Genomic DNA, 17,234 nt, shown 5'->3' on the forward strand with positions numbered 1-17,234 from the left:
TTGTCAGTGGATTCTTGGTTTGCCGATACAACCGTTGGGCATCTGTATCTTCAGCATGCTGCAGACGGTCGCTGCGATGTCGTTGACGGTCGTTTCGATGGACGATTCGCCGGGGTTGACATGCCAACCATACATGATCCATGGCAGATGGGTGTCGTAGGGGTAAGGCTGGCCGTGCTGAGTGCCAGTGTATGACGGTGAGTCCTTGGCTCCGAAGAATTGCGGACGGGTCACTACGCCTATTGCTCCCGACCGATTGCGGAAATAACCGTTCTGCATGCGTACCTTAAAGAAGTCGGGCATGGTCTGCGTTGCCACTTTCTCCTCATCGAACACATAGAGGTATTGAGGGTCGGACTTGAGGAAATCGATGGCCTCATCAATCACTTCCTGCTTCTCTACTCCGGCTTGCATAATCATTTTGTCGTTGAAGTAGAACTGGTAGTTGTCCTCTCCGAAGACAGGGGCTATGCCGAACTTCGACTGTAGATGGGCATTGAGCTCCCGAACGGCTTTGTTGTACTCGAAAGCACCTGCAGGGATGCGGTGACTCTTCAGGTAATTGTAGTTGTGGGCAGCCCCGTGGTCGGCTGTGAGGAAGAGAAGGTAGTTTCCTTTCCCTACTTTCGCATCGAGGGTGTTGAGGAAATGGGCCAAATCCTTGTCGAGTTGCATATAGACGTCGTGGTTTTCAGCTCCCCTCGTTCCGTATTTGTGTCCGATAGCATCGGTCGATGAGACGCTGACGGTGAGCATGTCGGTGGCATCGCCTTGTCCGAGTTTCTCGTTCTCTAAAGCTGCCTCGGCCATTCGGAAGGTCATCGTGACGCCAAGGTTGGAGGTCTTGATGTTGAAATTAGCTGCTGTGTGGTTCTTCTTGTTGAACTCCTGTACCCAAGAGGGCAGCTCTTTCATGTAGTAGGTTGAGGTGATGAAATGCCCTGCTGAGGTATCCCACCAATAAGCCGCATCTGCCGAGTGACCAGCGGGAAGGATGGAGGCACGGTCCTTAAGGGATATGCCGATGACCTTTGAGCAGAAATTGGACGCTAACTTAAGCTGGTCGCCAATAGTGGTGGTCAGCATGCGCCGTGGGCTCATCTTTCCTTCCTTACTGGTTGAGCCGACGGTCATAACGGTTGAGTCATCGCAGCAATAGACAAACTTGTTGTTATCTGAAAAATAGTTGCCCGCAATGCCGTGGATTGCCGGTATTGAACCAGAAAATATGGATGAATGGCCCACTGCCGTTATGGTGGGGGCGTAGTTGATGTGGGTATTCTCGAAAGAGAACCCGTCGGCAAGAAGTCGTTTCAGACCATCGCTGCCGAACTCGTCATTATACAAATAGAGATAGTCCCAGCGCATTTGATCGACAACGAGGCCAACGATGAGCTTCGGACGTGAAACTTGTGCCTGTGAGACAATGGCCAAAGCCAGCAGCACGATGATTGTGGATAATTTTTTCATCTTAGTGATATGATTACTTTGATTATTGAAAACTGATTGAAATTCGTTTGACCTGCCACAAAGGTACAACTTTATTATGGAATAGATAGCAACGGGGACAGTTAAATCATTTTTTTCGCCTCACTTCCCGCACCATCGCCAGCCGCTCCTCGTAGATGGGTTTCCATTTGTCGATCATGACCTGTAGGTTCTGACTTTGCTGTTGGAGTGTCAGATACTCTTCGGACGATTCGTCGCCAGCCCGTGAGAGTTCGAGCATCCGTGAGAGGAAGAGCTGTTGCTGACTGGCGGCACGCTGTAGCTGGTCGCCGAGCTTCTCAAGATTGTCGAGAAAGTCGATAGCTTTGTCGATATGGTCCATTTTTTGTTAGTGCGTTGGGATGTTGATGATGAGTTGATAGCGGGGGTTAGAACGGCAGACCAATGGCCAGATGCAATGTCTGGGCATCCTTGAAATGGTCGATATTGTAGAATCCGCTCCGTCTTGTATCGTAAGGAACATGCAGACCGATGCCCCAATCGACACGAATCATGAAGAAACCGAGATCGTAGCGTAGGCCGACACCTGTGCCGAGGGCTATCTGTCGGAAGAAACTGTTGAACTTAAACTCTGATTCGGGACGCCCTTCGTCGGCCTTCATCGTCCAAACGTTGCCCGCATCGAGGAATATCGCTCCGTAGAGGTTGCCCAAAATATGAGGACGGTATTCGAGGTTGGCCTGCAACTTTATCTCGCCAGTTTGCTCAACGAATGACCGCATCCGAGAGGTGGAACGATATTTCCCCGGTCCTATTTCACGGGCATTGAAGGCACGGATGCTGTTGGCACCACCAACAAAGAACTGTTCAGTGTAGGGCGCCACGCTGCTGTTGCCGTATGCCCACACCACACCTGCATTGATGCGGGCCGCCACAGAACTCTTTTTGGGCAGCGACCACAGTTTGGTGAAGTTGGTCTCCACCTTTAGGAACTGGGCAAAGGGATTTTTGAACATCGTCTTTTGCTTCTCGTTCCATTTCTGCCCGAAGATGGCGTAGCCGCCGGCGAGGATGTTCGATGCCTCGCTGACCGTTGTCCACCAGTTGATGGGGTTGGCGTAGTTTAATGGACTTTGATAGGTGTATTGGAAACTTGCCTTGGGGATGAATTGGTCGGCCATCGACACTTCGAGGTAAGGCATACTATCGACGAGCGACAAGAAACGGTCGGTCACACTGTGCATGTACTCATACGAAAGGGACAGCGGTTTGAACACGAAAGAATGACGCTCGTTGGGTCGCCAGCTGTAAACAATCTCGCTGGAAACGACGTGCCGCTTGAAGTATTTGGAGCGGTTGATGACATTGGCTGATGCGCTAATGGTGGTCATTGGGGTCTCAAAGTACTGTCGGCGTGGCTTGGGGGCAGGAGGGGTCTCGCCACGGGCAATGGCCGCTGCCAGTTTCTTGCGCCTTCGCTCACGTCTTATGCGTGGGGGAGTCTGGAACGGGTTGAGGATGCGAGGGAACTGAAGGCTCGCCTCGGCACCATATTCGTAATCGTTGATGCCCGAATGCTCCTCGTCGTCACTACGACGGGTCACCCATTCGTAGGCACCGTGAAGGCGGACGTTCAGCAATTCAGCACCGCGGAATGCATTGCGCTTGGTCACACCGACAATCAGCTCCGGTCCGTACTTGCCGCTTGTCTTGCCACGGCCGTATGCTTCGACATAGAAATCATAGGGTTTGTCGAACAAACAGTCGATATCGAGGTCGAGAATGCTGCACGTGTCGCTGTCGTCGTGGGGTGTAAAGTTGAAATTGGTTGAGGTGAAAAGTCCGGTGGCATTGAGTTTCTCCTGACTTTCCTGATGTTTCTCAAGACTGTACAGGTCTCCCTTGCGCAGAAGCAAATCGTTGGAGATGACACGGCTGCGCAATGGGGTGCGTTTGCCGTTGTAGTTGATGGTGTAACGTCGCGACTTGCGCTGATTGGCCAGCTCTTCCATGAATCGTTTCTGAAAGTTGATGGTGATATTGCCGATGCGCCACTTGCGGATGGAGCGCTCTCCCACGGAATCGGCCATCTGTAGGCGCATGATGGCTTTGCCATGAACAACCGTTGTGTCGGCCAAGTAACTGGCGTTGTTGTTCTGATAGTAATAGTAGCCGTTGTCACGGAAAAGGGTAGTGATGCGTTGGCGTTCCTGTTCGAGAGTAGCCACGTCGAATGGGTCACCATTGTGGATGACTGCGTTCACGCTATCGGCATGGATGAGACTGTCGGCTTCAGTCGGGAAGTTGGTGTATTGCAGACTGTCGATGGTCCACAGGCGCCCCATGTTGACGAAATACTGGATTTTCATCTTCTTCGGATTGGGCTGCGGTATGAGTTCGTGGCGTATTTTGCCATCGAAGTAGCCACGTTTGTAGAGCAAATTTTCGCCGACGGTGGCATGCAGATCTGGATTGACATAGCTCATGAGCACGGGCTTTGAGCCAAAGACGCGTACCATCCATCGACTGAAAGCTGAAGTGTCGGGGGAAAAGGCGTTCCATATCCACAAACCGACAGGGAAAGGTGAGCGAAGCGACGGACTTCCGAAAAGAGCGGCATTGGGTTTGGTGGCCAACACTACGTTCAATTCTTCCTGAACGGAGGTGAAATGCTCATTACGGTCGTAGTTTTCGTATTTCGTTCCCTTCATACCGGTATAGAGTTGTTCGCCTTCGGGTATGGCGCTGGTTGTGCTGCAAGAGGCAAGCCAAGAGCATGCGAGGCATAACGCAATTCCAATGATGAGGAAATTGCGGACATGGCTCAGTGCCGGCTGCTGGTTACTGACTTCTTTCTGCTGATTACTTCTTCTCATTTGGTGAAATTGATTAGGCTATCGCGCTTGGGCTTGCTGGATGGCTGTACGACACTTGCATCATCAGTATTCTTGAAGCGGAAGATGTCCTTGAAATTGCGGAGCTTTCGTCGCCACATGAAACCGATTCCGAACTCTTCCTGTTCACCTTCGAGCCAGTCGTAGGCCTCTCGCTCATAATAGATTTTGAGGTATTTCGTCTCCTTCTTGTTGAGTCGGTACTCCAGAGACAAGTTGTCGAAGAATGCTCCGTTTCGTTCTGAAAATTCTGAGCCAGTAGAGACACGTCCGCCCATGATGATGCGCAGTCGGTTGTCCCACAACCGTTTCGAGAATTTGAAGGTGTAATCAGTGTGAAGGCTGCCATTGGCATCAGCTGCGCTCTCCATGTTGGCCGAAATGTCGAGTCCCATTGAGCTGAGTGCTCGCCCAGTGATGGAGTTCACTTGTGTTTGGAGGAATCCTGCTAAAGCACTGTTCATCGCAGCGTTGGCATTCGAGTTGATCGTACCATCGAAATACATTCCCGATGCCAGCATGGTCACGGCAAGTTTAGAGCGTTCCTCGTCACTCTTCGTACTGAGAGTGTTCTGCATTTCCTGATCCTCCGGTGCGTCGATGATGAACTCTACTCCAGGCTTTGGGAATCTCTTGGTGAGCCGTACACCACAAGCGAAATCGACAAGTCTGCTCTGTCCTGAACCATCGGTTACACTGGTCTTGACGTCTTCGGTAGCCACGATACTAAGAAGTGGCTGCATCGGATTGCCCAAAAACTCGATATAGCTTCCATCCTGTATATTGAAGGTGCGCAGTGGTATAATCGGCAGTGAGTATTTCATCACCCCGTCGTTGAGCGTATAACGTCCTCTGAGCTGTAAGTTGTTGGTCGGATCGTGGCTGAGCGACAGCGAACCGCCTCCGAAGAGGTCGATGTAGTTCGATTTATCGGGATTGAGCGCACAGACGATGTGTGCTTGCTCATCGATATCCAAGCCCAGTTTCATGCTGAAACCAGTCAGGTCAGGCCGACGAACGACATCGGTAATAGAGTCGTTCAGGTTGGTGAACTGTACGAGATCGTTGAGCTCCGTGTCGGTTGTCAGTATGGCGTCGCGCATGACATACGTCATATCGGTTGTCCCTAGTACATCGAGTTTGCCGATAAGGTTGAGGTTAGAAACAGGACCGTGCATCCGTCCCATGAAATTGACGAATGCCTTGCCATAGACTTCAGAGCGTGGGTTTTCCCTTGCGTCGATGATTTCAAAGTTATTAGCCCTCATCCGCACATCCATATTCATGCGGTCGAGCTCTGAGAAGTCGAGATACCCCGACATATTCAGTGGAGAATCGTTGTTGGCGAACATCTCAAAGTTCTCAAATTCTATCCTGCTGTTCTTGACGAGTACGGGGTCGTCGGCAAATCGCATGTCAATGCCGTAAGGAACGCTGACCAGATGTGCCGAGTCGAGATATATCTCACCGTTGATATCGAGCTTGTTGAGCGGTCCTTGAACTGAAAGCACTCCGTCGCCCTCACCTTGTAGTCCCACAATCTGATCGGGCACGAACCCATTGATATAGTTGAGTGGGAAACGGTCCATGTTGAGTGTTGCGTCGAGTGATCCGCCGCCTTCGCTCCTGTAGCTTCCCGACAATTCGCCCACGTTCCTTTCGTTGTGGGTAATCATAGCATTGACGAAGTGGGTGCCGTCTTCAAGCGGCATATAGACGAGTTGTGTGCCCACATTTCCCAATCGGCTGCCTTCGAAAACCATGTCCTGCACGTTCATGTCGCCCGACACGGTGATGTCCTTCGATGTCTGAACCACGTGGTAGTCGCCATCGAGCACACCCGTTATATTCGGTGCGAACGGCAGGACTGACAGGAGTTGTCCGACCTCGAACCTATGCACCGACAGGGTAAAGTTCTGTAGCGAAGTCGAGTCGCTGTCTTCTGTTTTCAACTGCAGACCGGCACCATCGGTTGCCTGCATCTGCAAGTCGGCAGAGAGTCGTCTGTCTCTACCTATATATAAGAAGTTGTCTTGGTTCACCTGATACTCCTTGTATCCGAGTATAGCCTTCGGCGATGTGAGGCTTACCCGCATTCCATTGTCTGCCATACCTGCCTTCATGGAGAGTGCCAGTGCTGTTTTATCCGTCATGTCGAATATGGCGAGTGACGATTCTATTCCATGTTCGTAGAACGAGCCGTGCAGATAGCCGCGGTAGGGGTATTTACTTTCGGAATTGTTGAGTACCTCCATCTCATAATTCAACCCGTTGTTGCTATTGCTAAGCGTGATTCTCATGGTATCGACCTTCAAGCTGTCGTAGGCGAGTTGGTCAACGATGATTTTCCCGTTCAGACCGTCCACGGGTGACGTGGTTATATCGACGTTGGCCGTAGTGAACTGATAGCCTTGCTCAGCGAGTAACTGGCTAAAGATGTTGTCTGTACCAGTCTGCAACGTGATGTGTCCCGTGGGCAACTGTCGGCGCAGTGCTGGTTGGTCGATATATTTGCTGGCTATCTGCCGTTGCAAGTCGCTGTAGATGCCTTGTCCGATGTTCATCACCTGTTTGTAGCTGCCATTGAGTTTGGTATTGAGCAAGAAGTCACCGCCTTTGATGACGGCATGCGTACTGTCGCGCTGGCTCAGCACATTGAGCGTCACGTCCCCCGAACTGTAAATCGTGTCTCTGGTCTGTACTTGTACATTGCCAATCAATCCTTTGGCCATCAAATCGTCCTTCCCCTTCATCGCAAAGTCAATGTCGGCTGAGAAATTGGTATTGAAAGGCTGGTCAACAATTCCGAGCTGATAAAGGTCGGCCCGTGGGAACAAACCTTTCAGACTGCCTTTGATGTCGTTTCCGTTCATGATGGCATTCACATCGAAGCTGCCGGCCACGAGTGGAACGTTGTCTTTTCCCCTTATTTCGTTCAGTCTCATGTCGCCCACATAGCCTTTCACGTGATAGTAGTTGTTCATGTTCGACCTGAAGTCGATGTCAGCGTCAGTTGCCACTACGTAGGGCTTGTCAACCATTCCCAATGCCTTGAGGTTAGCCTGTGCGAGATGTCCCTTGAGATGCGAGTCGAGGTTTGTTCCCCTCACTGTCGCCACCACATCGAAATCGCCTTTGACGAGTTGTGTGGTGTGTTTTCGTCCCTCGTTGTTGAGCACCAGATGCCGCAACGGGCCTTTGATGAAATGCCTGTCCTTGAGGTTCGATTTCAAATCGACGTCAGCCCAGGTTGTCAGCACATACGGATCGCGCATCACTCCCAGCCGACGGAAGTCGAGTCGTTGAATCATGCCTTTCAGATGTCCGTCCACCATCTTGTCGGTGAACTTGCCATGATATTTGAAGTTGCCGGCGATCATTTTGTTACTACTCTGAATATGGGCATTGGTGATGCCGTTTTTCATCGTGATTTTACCGCCGATGCCATCCAATTTGTATTGGCCATACTGGAATTTATCGATTTTCGCGGTCAGGTTGACCGCCGATTTCGGATTGAGGAAGTCCATGCCGTGTCCGTTGGCAGCAATTATTCCTGTGAACGGATGTACGTCCATGTTGGGCAGGAAGTGCCGCAGTTGCAGGTTGTCGGCCTTTGCCAGTAGGTTATAGGCATCGCTGGCTGTATTGTAGTTGCCTTTCACGTGCACTTTCCCCTTGCTTTCGGTCAGGAAAATGTCGCCCGTATATCGGCTCTTGCGTATCTTCACCTTACCGTGCAACCCTATGCCACGGGGAATGCGCACGTCCTTCGATACGCTTTTGGGCAGAATCTTGTTGACGAAGTCGATGTCTTCGGCCGTCCCTTTGATGGCAAGGTCGGAGCGCATGTTTTTTGAATCTGTCGGATTGGCTATCCATCCCGTACCTTTGAGGTCGAAGTGTCCAGGCATCTTCAGGTGCAGTTGCTTGAAGGTGGCATATTTCATGTTGCCCTGCAGCTGTCCTTGGACGGTCAGGGGCTTGTTCGGAATCGAATTGTAGAGCCGTGGTTCGAGCGAGGTGAGGAAAGGCTTGAGGTCGCTCTTGGTGACATGTCCGCTCAGTTGGGCATAGAGTCGGCCAGGGGCATTGTCATCAAAGGCATTCATCTCCATCTGAAAACTTCCAGCGAGTTCCGTCCCCGGCATTTTCAGATACATATTGGGCAGGTACAGACTGGTCGAATCGAGGCGGAACGGACCCCGAAAGTCCTCAACCAACAGTCCGCTCTTCTCCTTCATGTTGGCCGTCCTCACATTGGCGCTGATGTTCGGTTTGGCATAGACGAACGAGTCGAGCCCGATGTTCACGTCGGTCATGGCTATATGGCTGCCATCGAACCCTGATTTGGCGTGCGGCTTGTAGTTTTGGTCGTAATAGAACTGTCCTCCCTGCCAGTCGAGCGACCCCACTTTATAGATGTCGTCGTGCAAAAGCAGCTCCGTGGCCTTCGCCGTGGCCTTGTCGAAGTTGGCGCGGACGCTCATCGTATCGCCAGGCATGTGAAGCCGAAAGTCAGTCTTTGTGAGGTTCAGCTGGTCAATGTTGATGCGCCACAGCGTCTTTTCCTTCGTAGTGTCTTCAGGAACGGTGTCGCCCAGGGCAATATCGAGCCAGCCACCTTGGATTTCGGCCACGTTGAGCCTGACGGAATCGCCTTTGAGATCGATGCCATGACTAATGAGATGCAGCCGTTCGAGGTCACCCTTGATGCGCAAATCGCCGATGAAATTGGTTGTATTGGCCTTGAGTTGCTTGAATGTCAGCTCGTCTATTTCCACCTTATTATTCAAGAGTGGCAACAGTTGCACCTTGGCAATGAGCTGTTTCACATCGGCTACGGTGTCTTTCTGTTGGGGAATAGAGTCGTTGGGCTTGAGCATTTTCAGTCCGTCGAGCTGCAAGTCGAGTGGAAACGACAGGTTGACGCGCTCCAAGGTTATCTCCATGCCGGTTTTTTCGGAGGCAGACGACGCAACTTGCCTTACTGCCCAGTTCTGAACGGGTGGGAAGTAAAGCAGCAACGTTAGTATCAGAAACAGCAGAATGGGTGCTAACACTATGGCTACCAACCATTTTAGGGCTTTATTCATTCGTAATTGCCTTTGTTTTTGCTCCATCAAGCAATGTTATCATTGCAAAGTAACATAAAAAAACTCAAAAACACGAACTTCTACGGCATAATTTATAGCTATTGATATTTAATCCAAATCTGTCTTTCGGCCGACAAGCTGGAATTTAATATCAATGATATTGTTGACCGACTGATATTGCTCGCCCTACCGTTCGCTATGGAACAAGTACGCGATCGGCGAGTGGCTGGTAGTCTTTCTCGCCTGGTTCGCCAGCAGGAGCGCCGAATGGCATCTGTGCGATGAGCGTCCACTCAGTAGGGATATTGAATTCCTTTGCCACCAACTCGTCGATAAGTGGATTATAGTGCTGCACGCTCACACCGAAACCGGCGTCTTCGAGCATCGTCCATATTGCGAACTGGTGCATAGCGTTGGTGTGTTGCGACCAAATGGGGAAATTGTCTGCGTAGCGAGGGAACTGTTCCTGAAGAGCCTTCACCGGACGTTGGTCTTCATAGAAGAGGAGAGTGCCGTAACCGCTCTGGAAGGACGATTCAATCTTGTTTTTTGTGTTGCCGAAAGCCTCTGCCGATACTACTTTCCGAAGTACGTCCTTTGTGATTTCCCACACTCGCTGATGCTTGTCGTGGAGCAATACCACAACACGGGTTGACTGGCTGTTGAAAGCCGACGGAACGTGCTTGACCGCCGAATGGACTATGTCGATGATTTCGTTGTCTGTGATGGGCGACTCATTCTTTAATGCGTAGTAAGAGCGGCGATGAGCCATAGCCTCCTGAAAAGTCTTAGTCATAATTTGCCTTTGTTTTATGTTGTTTTTATCTAAAAGATAAAATAAATGCGGTGCTATCTTTCCCAGCCTGTCACGGGCCGTTGACCCAAGTGCGGCTCACTGCAACCTTGGCCAAGCCACCGGCTTACCTATTCTATTAAAGCCTACTGGTCGATGAACGGGATGGGCTTGAGGTCATCATCGTCGAGTTCTTCGGTCTGTTGACCGAATTTGTAGGGCCGTTTCCGGAGGGCCCAACTCGTCCATTCGTCTATCTCGTCTTCGCCTCCGTCATCCGAATAGTCGTCGTTGCTGTAGATGACGGTTGCCTCCTCCGGTTCTTCGTAGGCCGCTCCAAAATCGTGGGGTACATCATCGTAGAGCATGCGCCTGAAAGCCGTACCGACATCGCACGATGTCAGCAGCAAAAGGGCGAATAAAGCGTATAACGGTTTCATTTCTATCGCAATGTGCTGAAGTTGTCTTTGTTTCTGAATGGAACGGTCATCACGTTTACAGATTGATGTTTCCCGTGAGCATTATATTGCGCAAAGATAGCAAATTTTTCCTTTATAAAAAAGAATTTAGGAACAAAATAGGTTGTAATAATGCCTGTCCGCAACTTTCCCGATGCGTGTCGGCATACTAACCAGTGTATGAAAAATCATGTTGCGACGAGCAGTGCGACCAGTCGCAATGAGCGTTTGAAACACGAAGGCTATGATGTGTTGTGCTTGGCTGTCAAATTATTAACACTTTATAAAATTAATGTTCTGTATTTGGGCATATCAAAATAATGTGTTATTTTTGCAGTAGAAGTTCGAGCACTTTGCCTGAACAATCAATTTAAAAAACTATAGATTATGGATATCAGTGTAAAAATGCAGAAAGCATTCAACGACCAGATTATCGCTGAATTGTGGTCGTCAAACCTCTATTTAGGCATGGCATTCTGGTTCCGCAAGGAAGGCTGGAAAGGCTTCGCTGGATGGATGTATAAGCAGGCTCAGGAAGAAAACGAGCACGCTCTCGATATGGCAAATTTCGTTCTCGACCGTGGCGGTGAGGTGAAGGTAGGCGCCATCGATGCCGTTCCTTCTAACTGGACCGACCCAAAGAACGTGTTTGAGGAGACGTTGAAACACGAGCAGTATGTGACCGAGTTGATTAACAAGTTGGCTGACGTGGCTGACGAAGAGAAAGACCGCGCATCGCAGAACTTCATCGCCAAGTACATCGATGAGCAGGTTGAGGAAGAGAGTAGCGTGAAGGACATTCTCTCCATGTTCAGCAAGTTGGCATGTCACACTATCGCTCACATCGACAAGCACCTCGCCAACATGCAGAAATAATCGGCTGATCGTGGCTCCCGACGGCTCGAACAGGGGTTTGTGGGGGAGTCAATTATGGGCAAAACCATATAAAAGGGGTTGTTCTGGTATCCTACTGGAACAGCCCCTTTTCTGTTTTCAGAAAGCGGAGGAGCAGCCACGGAAAAACGAAAGGTGAGCTATCACCGACCAAAAGGTACGCGAGTTCGGGATAAGAAAATCTTTAGAAAAGTTTCAATTGCTTTGATTTCTCTACGTGTACCGGCAGTGCTTCCGGCTTATTGTCAAAGAAACAATAGGCTGTAAGAGCAGAACACAAGATCATGATGAAATTATGTATTGACCTATGCCGTGAATGTACAAGGTTAGCCTTGTTCTTGAGCAACTCGTTGATACATTCGATGATGTATCTCTTTCTAAGCATGATTCTGTCATACATAGGCATAAGTTTGTTCTTCATGTTCGCTTTCAGACCATGTACGAGATGTATGCCTTGGTCGAACAATGTTTCAAAGAGTTCCTTTTTGATATATCCTCTGTCAGCGAACACTTTTCCATACAAGACTTTTGTAAATACGCTCCACACACGTTCATCCCTGTCATCAACATTTGCCCCTGTAAGACAGAAGGTTATAACCTCGCCAGAGTCATTACAGAGCAGGTGCAGTTTGAAGCCGTGGCACCAACCCATAGTACCTTTTCCGTTCTTCGCGAAACCGGCAAACACCTTGTTGAAATAACGCCGTACATTATGACATACAGGTATCATGGTACTGTCGATAAACGTTATCCCTGTACATTTGCCAAAGGCATAAAGCTTCATAAACATCATCATCTGGAAGAAAACACGTGGCATGAGTTCCACGAAACGATTGTAGGATACAGCATCGGGAAACTCCTGCTTGAGTTGTCCGCGAATGCAGTTGAGGTAATACTCCTTGAAGTTACGGTATGTACCGAAATGATAGCACACAAGAATAGTCATAATTTCGCTTTCAGAAAGACGACCTTTACGATTTCTATAACGTTTTCCTTTACCGTTATTAGTAGGTAGAAAAAGGTTATTTTCGAGTTCAGAATTCAAATTTCTGTTAAATACATCTATAATACAGAATATTTCAGTAACTTTGTCCTTGGTAATCATCGCTTTAACTCTATTTGTAACTTATTGATTATCACCTATAAAGATACAAATAATAAGCGAGATTACCAACTTTTTAAGTGCTTTTCTTATCCCGAACTCGCGTACTTCTGTGCTATTTGTCATACCTGAAATGTCAAAAACAAGTCTTCTTTATAAAATAACATATATATTCTTGCATATTTCTGTAGATTTTGTATCTTTGCAACGTATCAATTAAAAACAATATTTATGAAAAAGATATTAACTTTATTAGCCTTTTTTGTAAACTTTTCCTTTTGTTTCGGTCAAGACGAAATAAAAGACAGTACTTTTCTTACAACCATAGAATTAGACAATGTTGTGGTGAAAGGACATATGCCACGTGTGAAAACCAAAGGGAGCGTTTCCAAGATTCAGGTTGCCAATACTGTGCTATCGAAAATGGGTACGGCAATGAGAATGTTGTCGCATACACCGGGTCTGCATTCGGTTAATGACAATATAGAAGTGAATGGATTGGGCGAACCTGTTTATGTTTTGGACGGACGACTTTTGTCCGACGCAAAGGTTCTGTCCACGCTGCAAGCCGACAATATCAAGAGTATAGAGATAGAAAGAGCCCCCTCTGTAAAGTACAGTTCCAACGGACAACCCGTTATTACCATTACAACCATTAAGCATATTAATGATTTTATATTTCTTAGCGTTGGCAACTACTTGAAACAAACAAGAATGTTTTCAGATGTAGGCATTCTCAATGTGATGGGACAATATAAGAACTTTTCTGCTAACCTATCCTATATGGGTGGCAAAGATGGTAACAAGAATAAGGAAACATATTTTCGCAACATCTATCGTGATGACATATTCTCCATTGAGCAAAAGCGAGAAACGCCTATAACAACCTTAGCGCATAAGGTAAACTTCTCCGCGGATTATCAGTTGAATGCCAAAAGCAGATTAGGACTTTATTATTTCTATCAATTCAGCGATGAGGATAATAAGGCATTTGGCACAAATTTGACGAGCTGGCAGCAGCAACAAAAGCAATGGAGGAACATAGATAGACAAGGCAGAAACTTAGAGAACATACATAGCGGAACGTTGCAATATGTTTATGCAAGCAATAATTATAATCTTGACATTTCTCAGGAAATAGCTTCCACGAATATTAATCATCATCTGCAAACTTTGGAAAGCGATGCAAGCTTGTCTTCGCTTACCAAGAGTCATGGCAATCGCCGTTATACTGTCTATACAACAAGTATTGACAATGGATTTAAACTTCCATGGAACATCAGTGCTATGGCGGGAGTTCTATATAATTATGTGGATTCAAAGTCCAAAACAAATTCAGAAATACCATATTTGAATGTGCAGAGTTATATCAACGATATCAATGTAAAAGAATCAAATCCGCAAGCCTATTCGTCATTCGCTAAAAGTTTTGGCAAATGGACAGTCATGCCTGCGGTGCGCTATCAGTATGTGCATAGAACCATTAGCAATGTTTCGGGAACAAACACGGTGGCAAATCAATTCAAACAACACTTTTCTACACTCTGCCCCGTAATCACTATAAAGTATCGACCGAATGATAATTGGTTCTTCCAGTTTAATTATAGAAGAAATCTTACACAACCTAAATTTGCCCAACTAAACTCTGGACTTGTTTATCAGGATTCACTTCTGTACAGCAAGGGAAATACAAATCTTGAAAATGAAACTATGGATCGCTACACACTTAGTTCTACATGGAAAGATTTAACCCTTTCATTGCGCTATACTTATAGAAAGAATCCGCTTGTGAGTGTGCTTGAACAGATAGATGCAACGAGCCATATCCTCTCTTCTTATTCCATGAATATGAAGAAAGCAAGCGACTTCAGGGTGATATTGAATTATTCTAAAGCCATTGGTAATATTGAACTCTCATGCGAGGGTGAAGTGGTGTTCCCACATGGAGAATATGTGTTTAAAGAACAAGAATACAGAAATGACAAAGTCGCTTTCAATGGGCAGATGAATATCAATTATGCTCTGACACCAAGTATTTATTTGTTTACAGATTATACTTATCAAGGCAGAAATGAGTATTTGTTGTATAATCAGAAGAGTATTCATAGTTGGAATATGGGTGTTGCAGCATCATTGCTGAAGAACAGGCTGAATATCAATTTAGCTGTAAATGATATTTTGGGAAAGGCTAATTACAACAACATTCTGTATCATTTCAATTATATAGATTGGGGAACGAGAGGTAAAAATGATATGCGAGGCGTGGAACTCACAATATCTTACACAATCTTCAATAAAGAAGTGAGTGTCAGGACAAGCAGGAAGAATGAAAGTATTATACAACGTACCATGTAATGAATGAGATACAATATGTAAGACAGCATGACTCAATGGAATGTGGTATATCTTGCTTATCAATGGTGTGTAAAAAATTTGATAAAGAATACGACACTTCCGAACTTTATAAAATTTGCAAAGCAACCAAGGAAGGTGTTTCATTAAAAGCTATTGCGGAAACGGCACGATCTATAGGACTTGATTCTGTTTCTGTTCAAATAACATTAGACGAATTGATTTCCAATAAATTATGTTCAATTTTGCATTGGAATCAAAATCATTTTGTTGTATTATATAAAGTTAATCATAAAAAAGAATTTTATATTGCCGACCCTGCAAAAGGACTTGTAAAATACAATCTTGAGGAATTCAAGAAGCATTGGATCAGCACCCAATTTGGCGGTGAGGAGAAAGGCATTGCGATGTTTTTGGAACCCACACCAGCATTTTATGAAAAGCAGAAGGAGGAACAGCCCAAAAAGGAACGCTCGTTTAAGTTCCTCTTTGGCTACATCAAGCAATATCGCAAGTACTTCGGGCAGATTGTCTTAGGTTTGCTCGTGGGTAGCCTGCTACAACTCATTCTGCCTTTCCTCACTCAATCTATTGTGGACGTGGGCATCAAAAACCAGAACATCGGCTTTATTTGGCTGATACTCTTAGGGCAACTGATGCTCACGGTTAGCCGTACAGCCATAGACTTTATTCGCCGTTGGCTGTTGCTGCACATCTCACTGCGCATCAACATATCATTGGTGAGCGACTTCTTCATCAAACTTTTGAAGCTACCCATGTCGTTCTTCGACACCAAGTTGATGGGCGACCTTATGCAGCGTATGGGCGACCATAGTAGAGTGAACACGTTCTTAACCCAACAGACGCTCAGCATCGTGTTCTCGCTCTTTACCTTTGTGGTGTTCAGCATTGTGTTGCTATCCTATAACTGGCTTGTCTTTGCTATCTTTATGCTCGGCAGTCTGCTTTATGGTGGTTGGCTTGCCCTCTTCCTCAGGCGCAGAAAAGTACTTGACTACGAACTCTTTGAGCAGCAAGCTATCAACAACAACAAGACTTACGAATTTATCACCTCCATGCAGGAGATAAAGCTGCAAGACTGTGAGCAGCGCAGACGCTGGGAATGGGAAGATGTACAAGCCGACCTCTTCGGAGTGCAGATGAAATCGCTGAAACTACAACAGACACAAGAGGCAGGCAGCATTTTTATCAACGAACTGAAAAACATTGTTATCACCGTGGTGGCAGCAACAGCTGTCATTCACGGACAGCTCACACTGGGTATGATGCTTGCCGTGCAATACATCATCGGACAACTCAACTCACCTGTCGAGCAGTTAATGAGTTTCTTCTACTCCGTACAAGATGTAAAGATAAGCCTTGAGCGTATCAACGAAATCCATCGTATGGACGATGAGAACGGAAAGCAAGGATTGGAAACCTCAGTGAAAGAAGAAAACAAAGGCATAGAACTTGAAAGTGTAAACTTCAAGTACGACCCTCACGCACTGAAAACTATCATAGATGATGTTAGCCTTACAATCCCCAAAGGTAAGGTAACAGCCATTGTTGGCGCTTCAGGCAGCGGTAAGACCACCCTCATCAAACTGATGTTAGGCTATTATCCCGTATTGGGAGGACAAATCACCATTGGCGGAACAGGTGTAAATACGCTAAATAAGAAGTGGTGGCGCAGACAATGTGGTGTGGTTATGCAAGACGGTGTAATATTCTCCGAGAGCATTGCAAGGAATATTGCCGTAGATGACGAAGAGATAGACAAAGAGCGATTGCAGAGGTCTGCCGAAATAGCCTGTATTCACGATTATGTAATGGGACTGCCATTAAAATATAATACCAAAATAGGTCGCGATGGCGTTGGTTTGAGTCAAGGACAGAAACAGCGTATCTTGATAGCAAGAGCTGTGTACAAGAACCCCGATTATATTTTCCTTGATGAAGCCACAAACTCGCTCGATGCCAATAACGAGCGAATGATTGTGGAGCATCTGGATGAGTTCTACAAAGGCAAGACGGTAGTTATCGTGGCGCACCGACTAAGCACGGTGAAGAATGCTGACCAAATAGTGGTATTGGATAAAGGCAAGGTGGTAGAATTTGGCAACCACGAAGCACTCACAGCAAAGAGAGGCGCATATTATAACCTCGTGAAGAATCAATTGGAATTGGGCAACTAAC

General features: G+C 47.0%; 10 protein-coding genes. 3 read left to right on the forward strand and 7 right to left on the reverse strand.

The window, feature by feature from the left end; all coding sequences use genetic code 11:
* Positions 1-3: 3 nt before the first annotated feature.
* The 6 genes from H515_RS0111740 to H515_RS0111765 form a co-directional block, all read right to left on the reverse strand.
* Positions 4-1,470, reverse strand: coding sequence for an alkaline phosphatase family protein (locus H515_RS0111740; protein WP_025874978.1), 1,467 nt, complete (start codon positions 1,468-1,470; stop codon positions 4-6).
* Between the two features lie 106 nt (positions 1,471-1,576).
* Positions 1,577-1,831, reverse strand: coding sequence for a hypothetical protein (locus H515_RS0111745; RefSeq protein ID WP_025874980.1), 255 nt, complete (start codon positions 1,829-1,831; stop codon positions 1,577-1,579).
* Positions 1,832-1,877: 46 nt separating this feature from the next.
* A complete protein-coding gene (tamL, locus tag H515_RS0111750) occupies positions 1,878-4,325 on the reverse strand; it encodes a translocation and assembly module lipoprotein TamL (protein ID WP_028901992.1) in 2,448 nt (815 codons plus the stop codon).
* On the reverse strand, positions 4,322-9,436 hold the full coding sequence (locus H515_RS0111755; protein WP_028901993.1) for a translocation/assembly module TamB domain-containing protein: 5,115 nt from the start codon (positions 9,434-9,436) through the stop codon (positions 4,322-4,324). The genes tamL and H515_RS0111755 overlap by 4 nt, the downstream gene beginning before the upstream one ends.
* A 196-nt stretch (positions 9,437-9,632) precedes the next feature.
* Positions 9,633-10,232, reverse strand: a complete 600-nt coding sequence (locus H515_RS0111760) for a nitroreductase family protein (protein ID WP_025874984.1) — start codon at positions 10,230-10,232, stop codon at positions 9,633-9,635.
* A gap of 143 nt (positions 10,233-10,375) precedes the next feature.
* Positions 10,376-10,669 carry a hypothetical protein gene (locus tag H515_RS0111765; RefSeq protein WP_025874986.1) on the reverse strand — a complete coding sequence of 98 codons (294 nt, stop codon included), beginning with the start codon at positions 10,667-10,669 and terminating at the stop codon, positions 10,376-10,378.
* 405 nt (positions 10,670-11,074) lie between these two features.
* Between H515_RS0111765 and H515_RS0111770 the strand changes: the two genes are divergently transcribed.
* Complete coding sequence (locus H515_RS0111770; RefSeq protein ID WP_025874988.1) at positions 11,075-11,563, forward strand: ferritin; 489 nt, start codon at positions 11,075-11,077, stop codon at positions 11,561-11,563.
* A 202-nt stretch (positions 11,564-11,765) separates the two neighbouring features.
* Here the strand turns inward: H515_RS0111770 and H515_RS0111775 are convergent, their stop codons facing one another.
* Positions 11,766-12,686: an IS982 family transposase gene (locus H515_RS0111775; protein WP_025874990.1), complete on the reverse strand. Its 921-nt coding sequence runs from the start codon at positions 12,684-12,686 to the stop codon at positions 11,766-11,768.
* A 228-nt stretch (positions 12,687-12,914) separates the two neighbouring features.
* Here H515_RS0111775 and H515_RS0111780 point away from each other — a divergent pair, with 228 nt between their 5' ends.
* Both H515_RS0111780 and H515_RS0111785 read left to right on the forward strand, forming a co-directional pair.
* Positions 12,915-15,038: an outer membrane beta-barrel protein gene (locus H515_RS0111780; protein WP_025874992.1), complete on the forward strand. Its 2,124-nt coding sequence runs from the start codon at positions 12,915-12,917 to the stop codon at positions 15,036-15,038.
* A 35-nt stretch (positions 15,039-15,073) separates the two neighbouring features.
* A complete protein-coding gene (locus H515_RS0111785) occupies positions 15,074-17,233 on the forward strand; it encodes a peptidase domain-containing ABC transporter (protein ID WP_407635966.1) in 2,160 nt (719 codons plus the stop codon).
* Position 17,234 lies beyond the last annotated feature (1 nt).

Source organism: Prevotella corporis DSM 18810 = JCM 8529 (assembly GCF_000430525.1).
GTDB lineage: Bacteria > Bacteroidota > Bacteroidia > Bacteroidales > Bacteroidaceae > Prevotella > Prevotella corporis.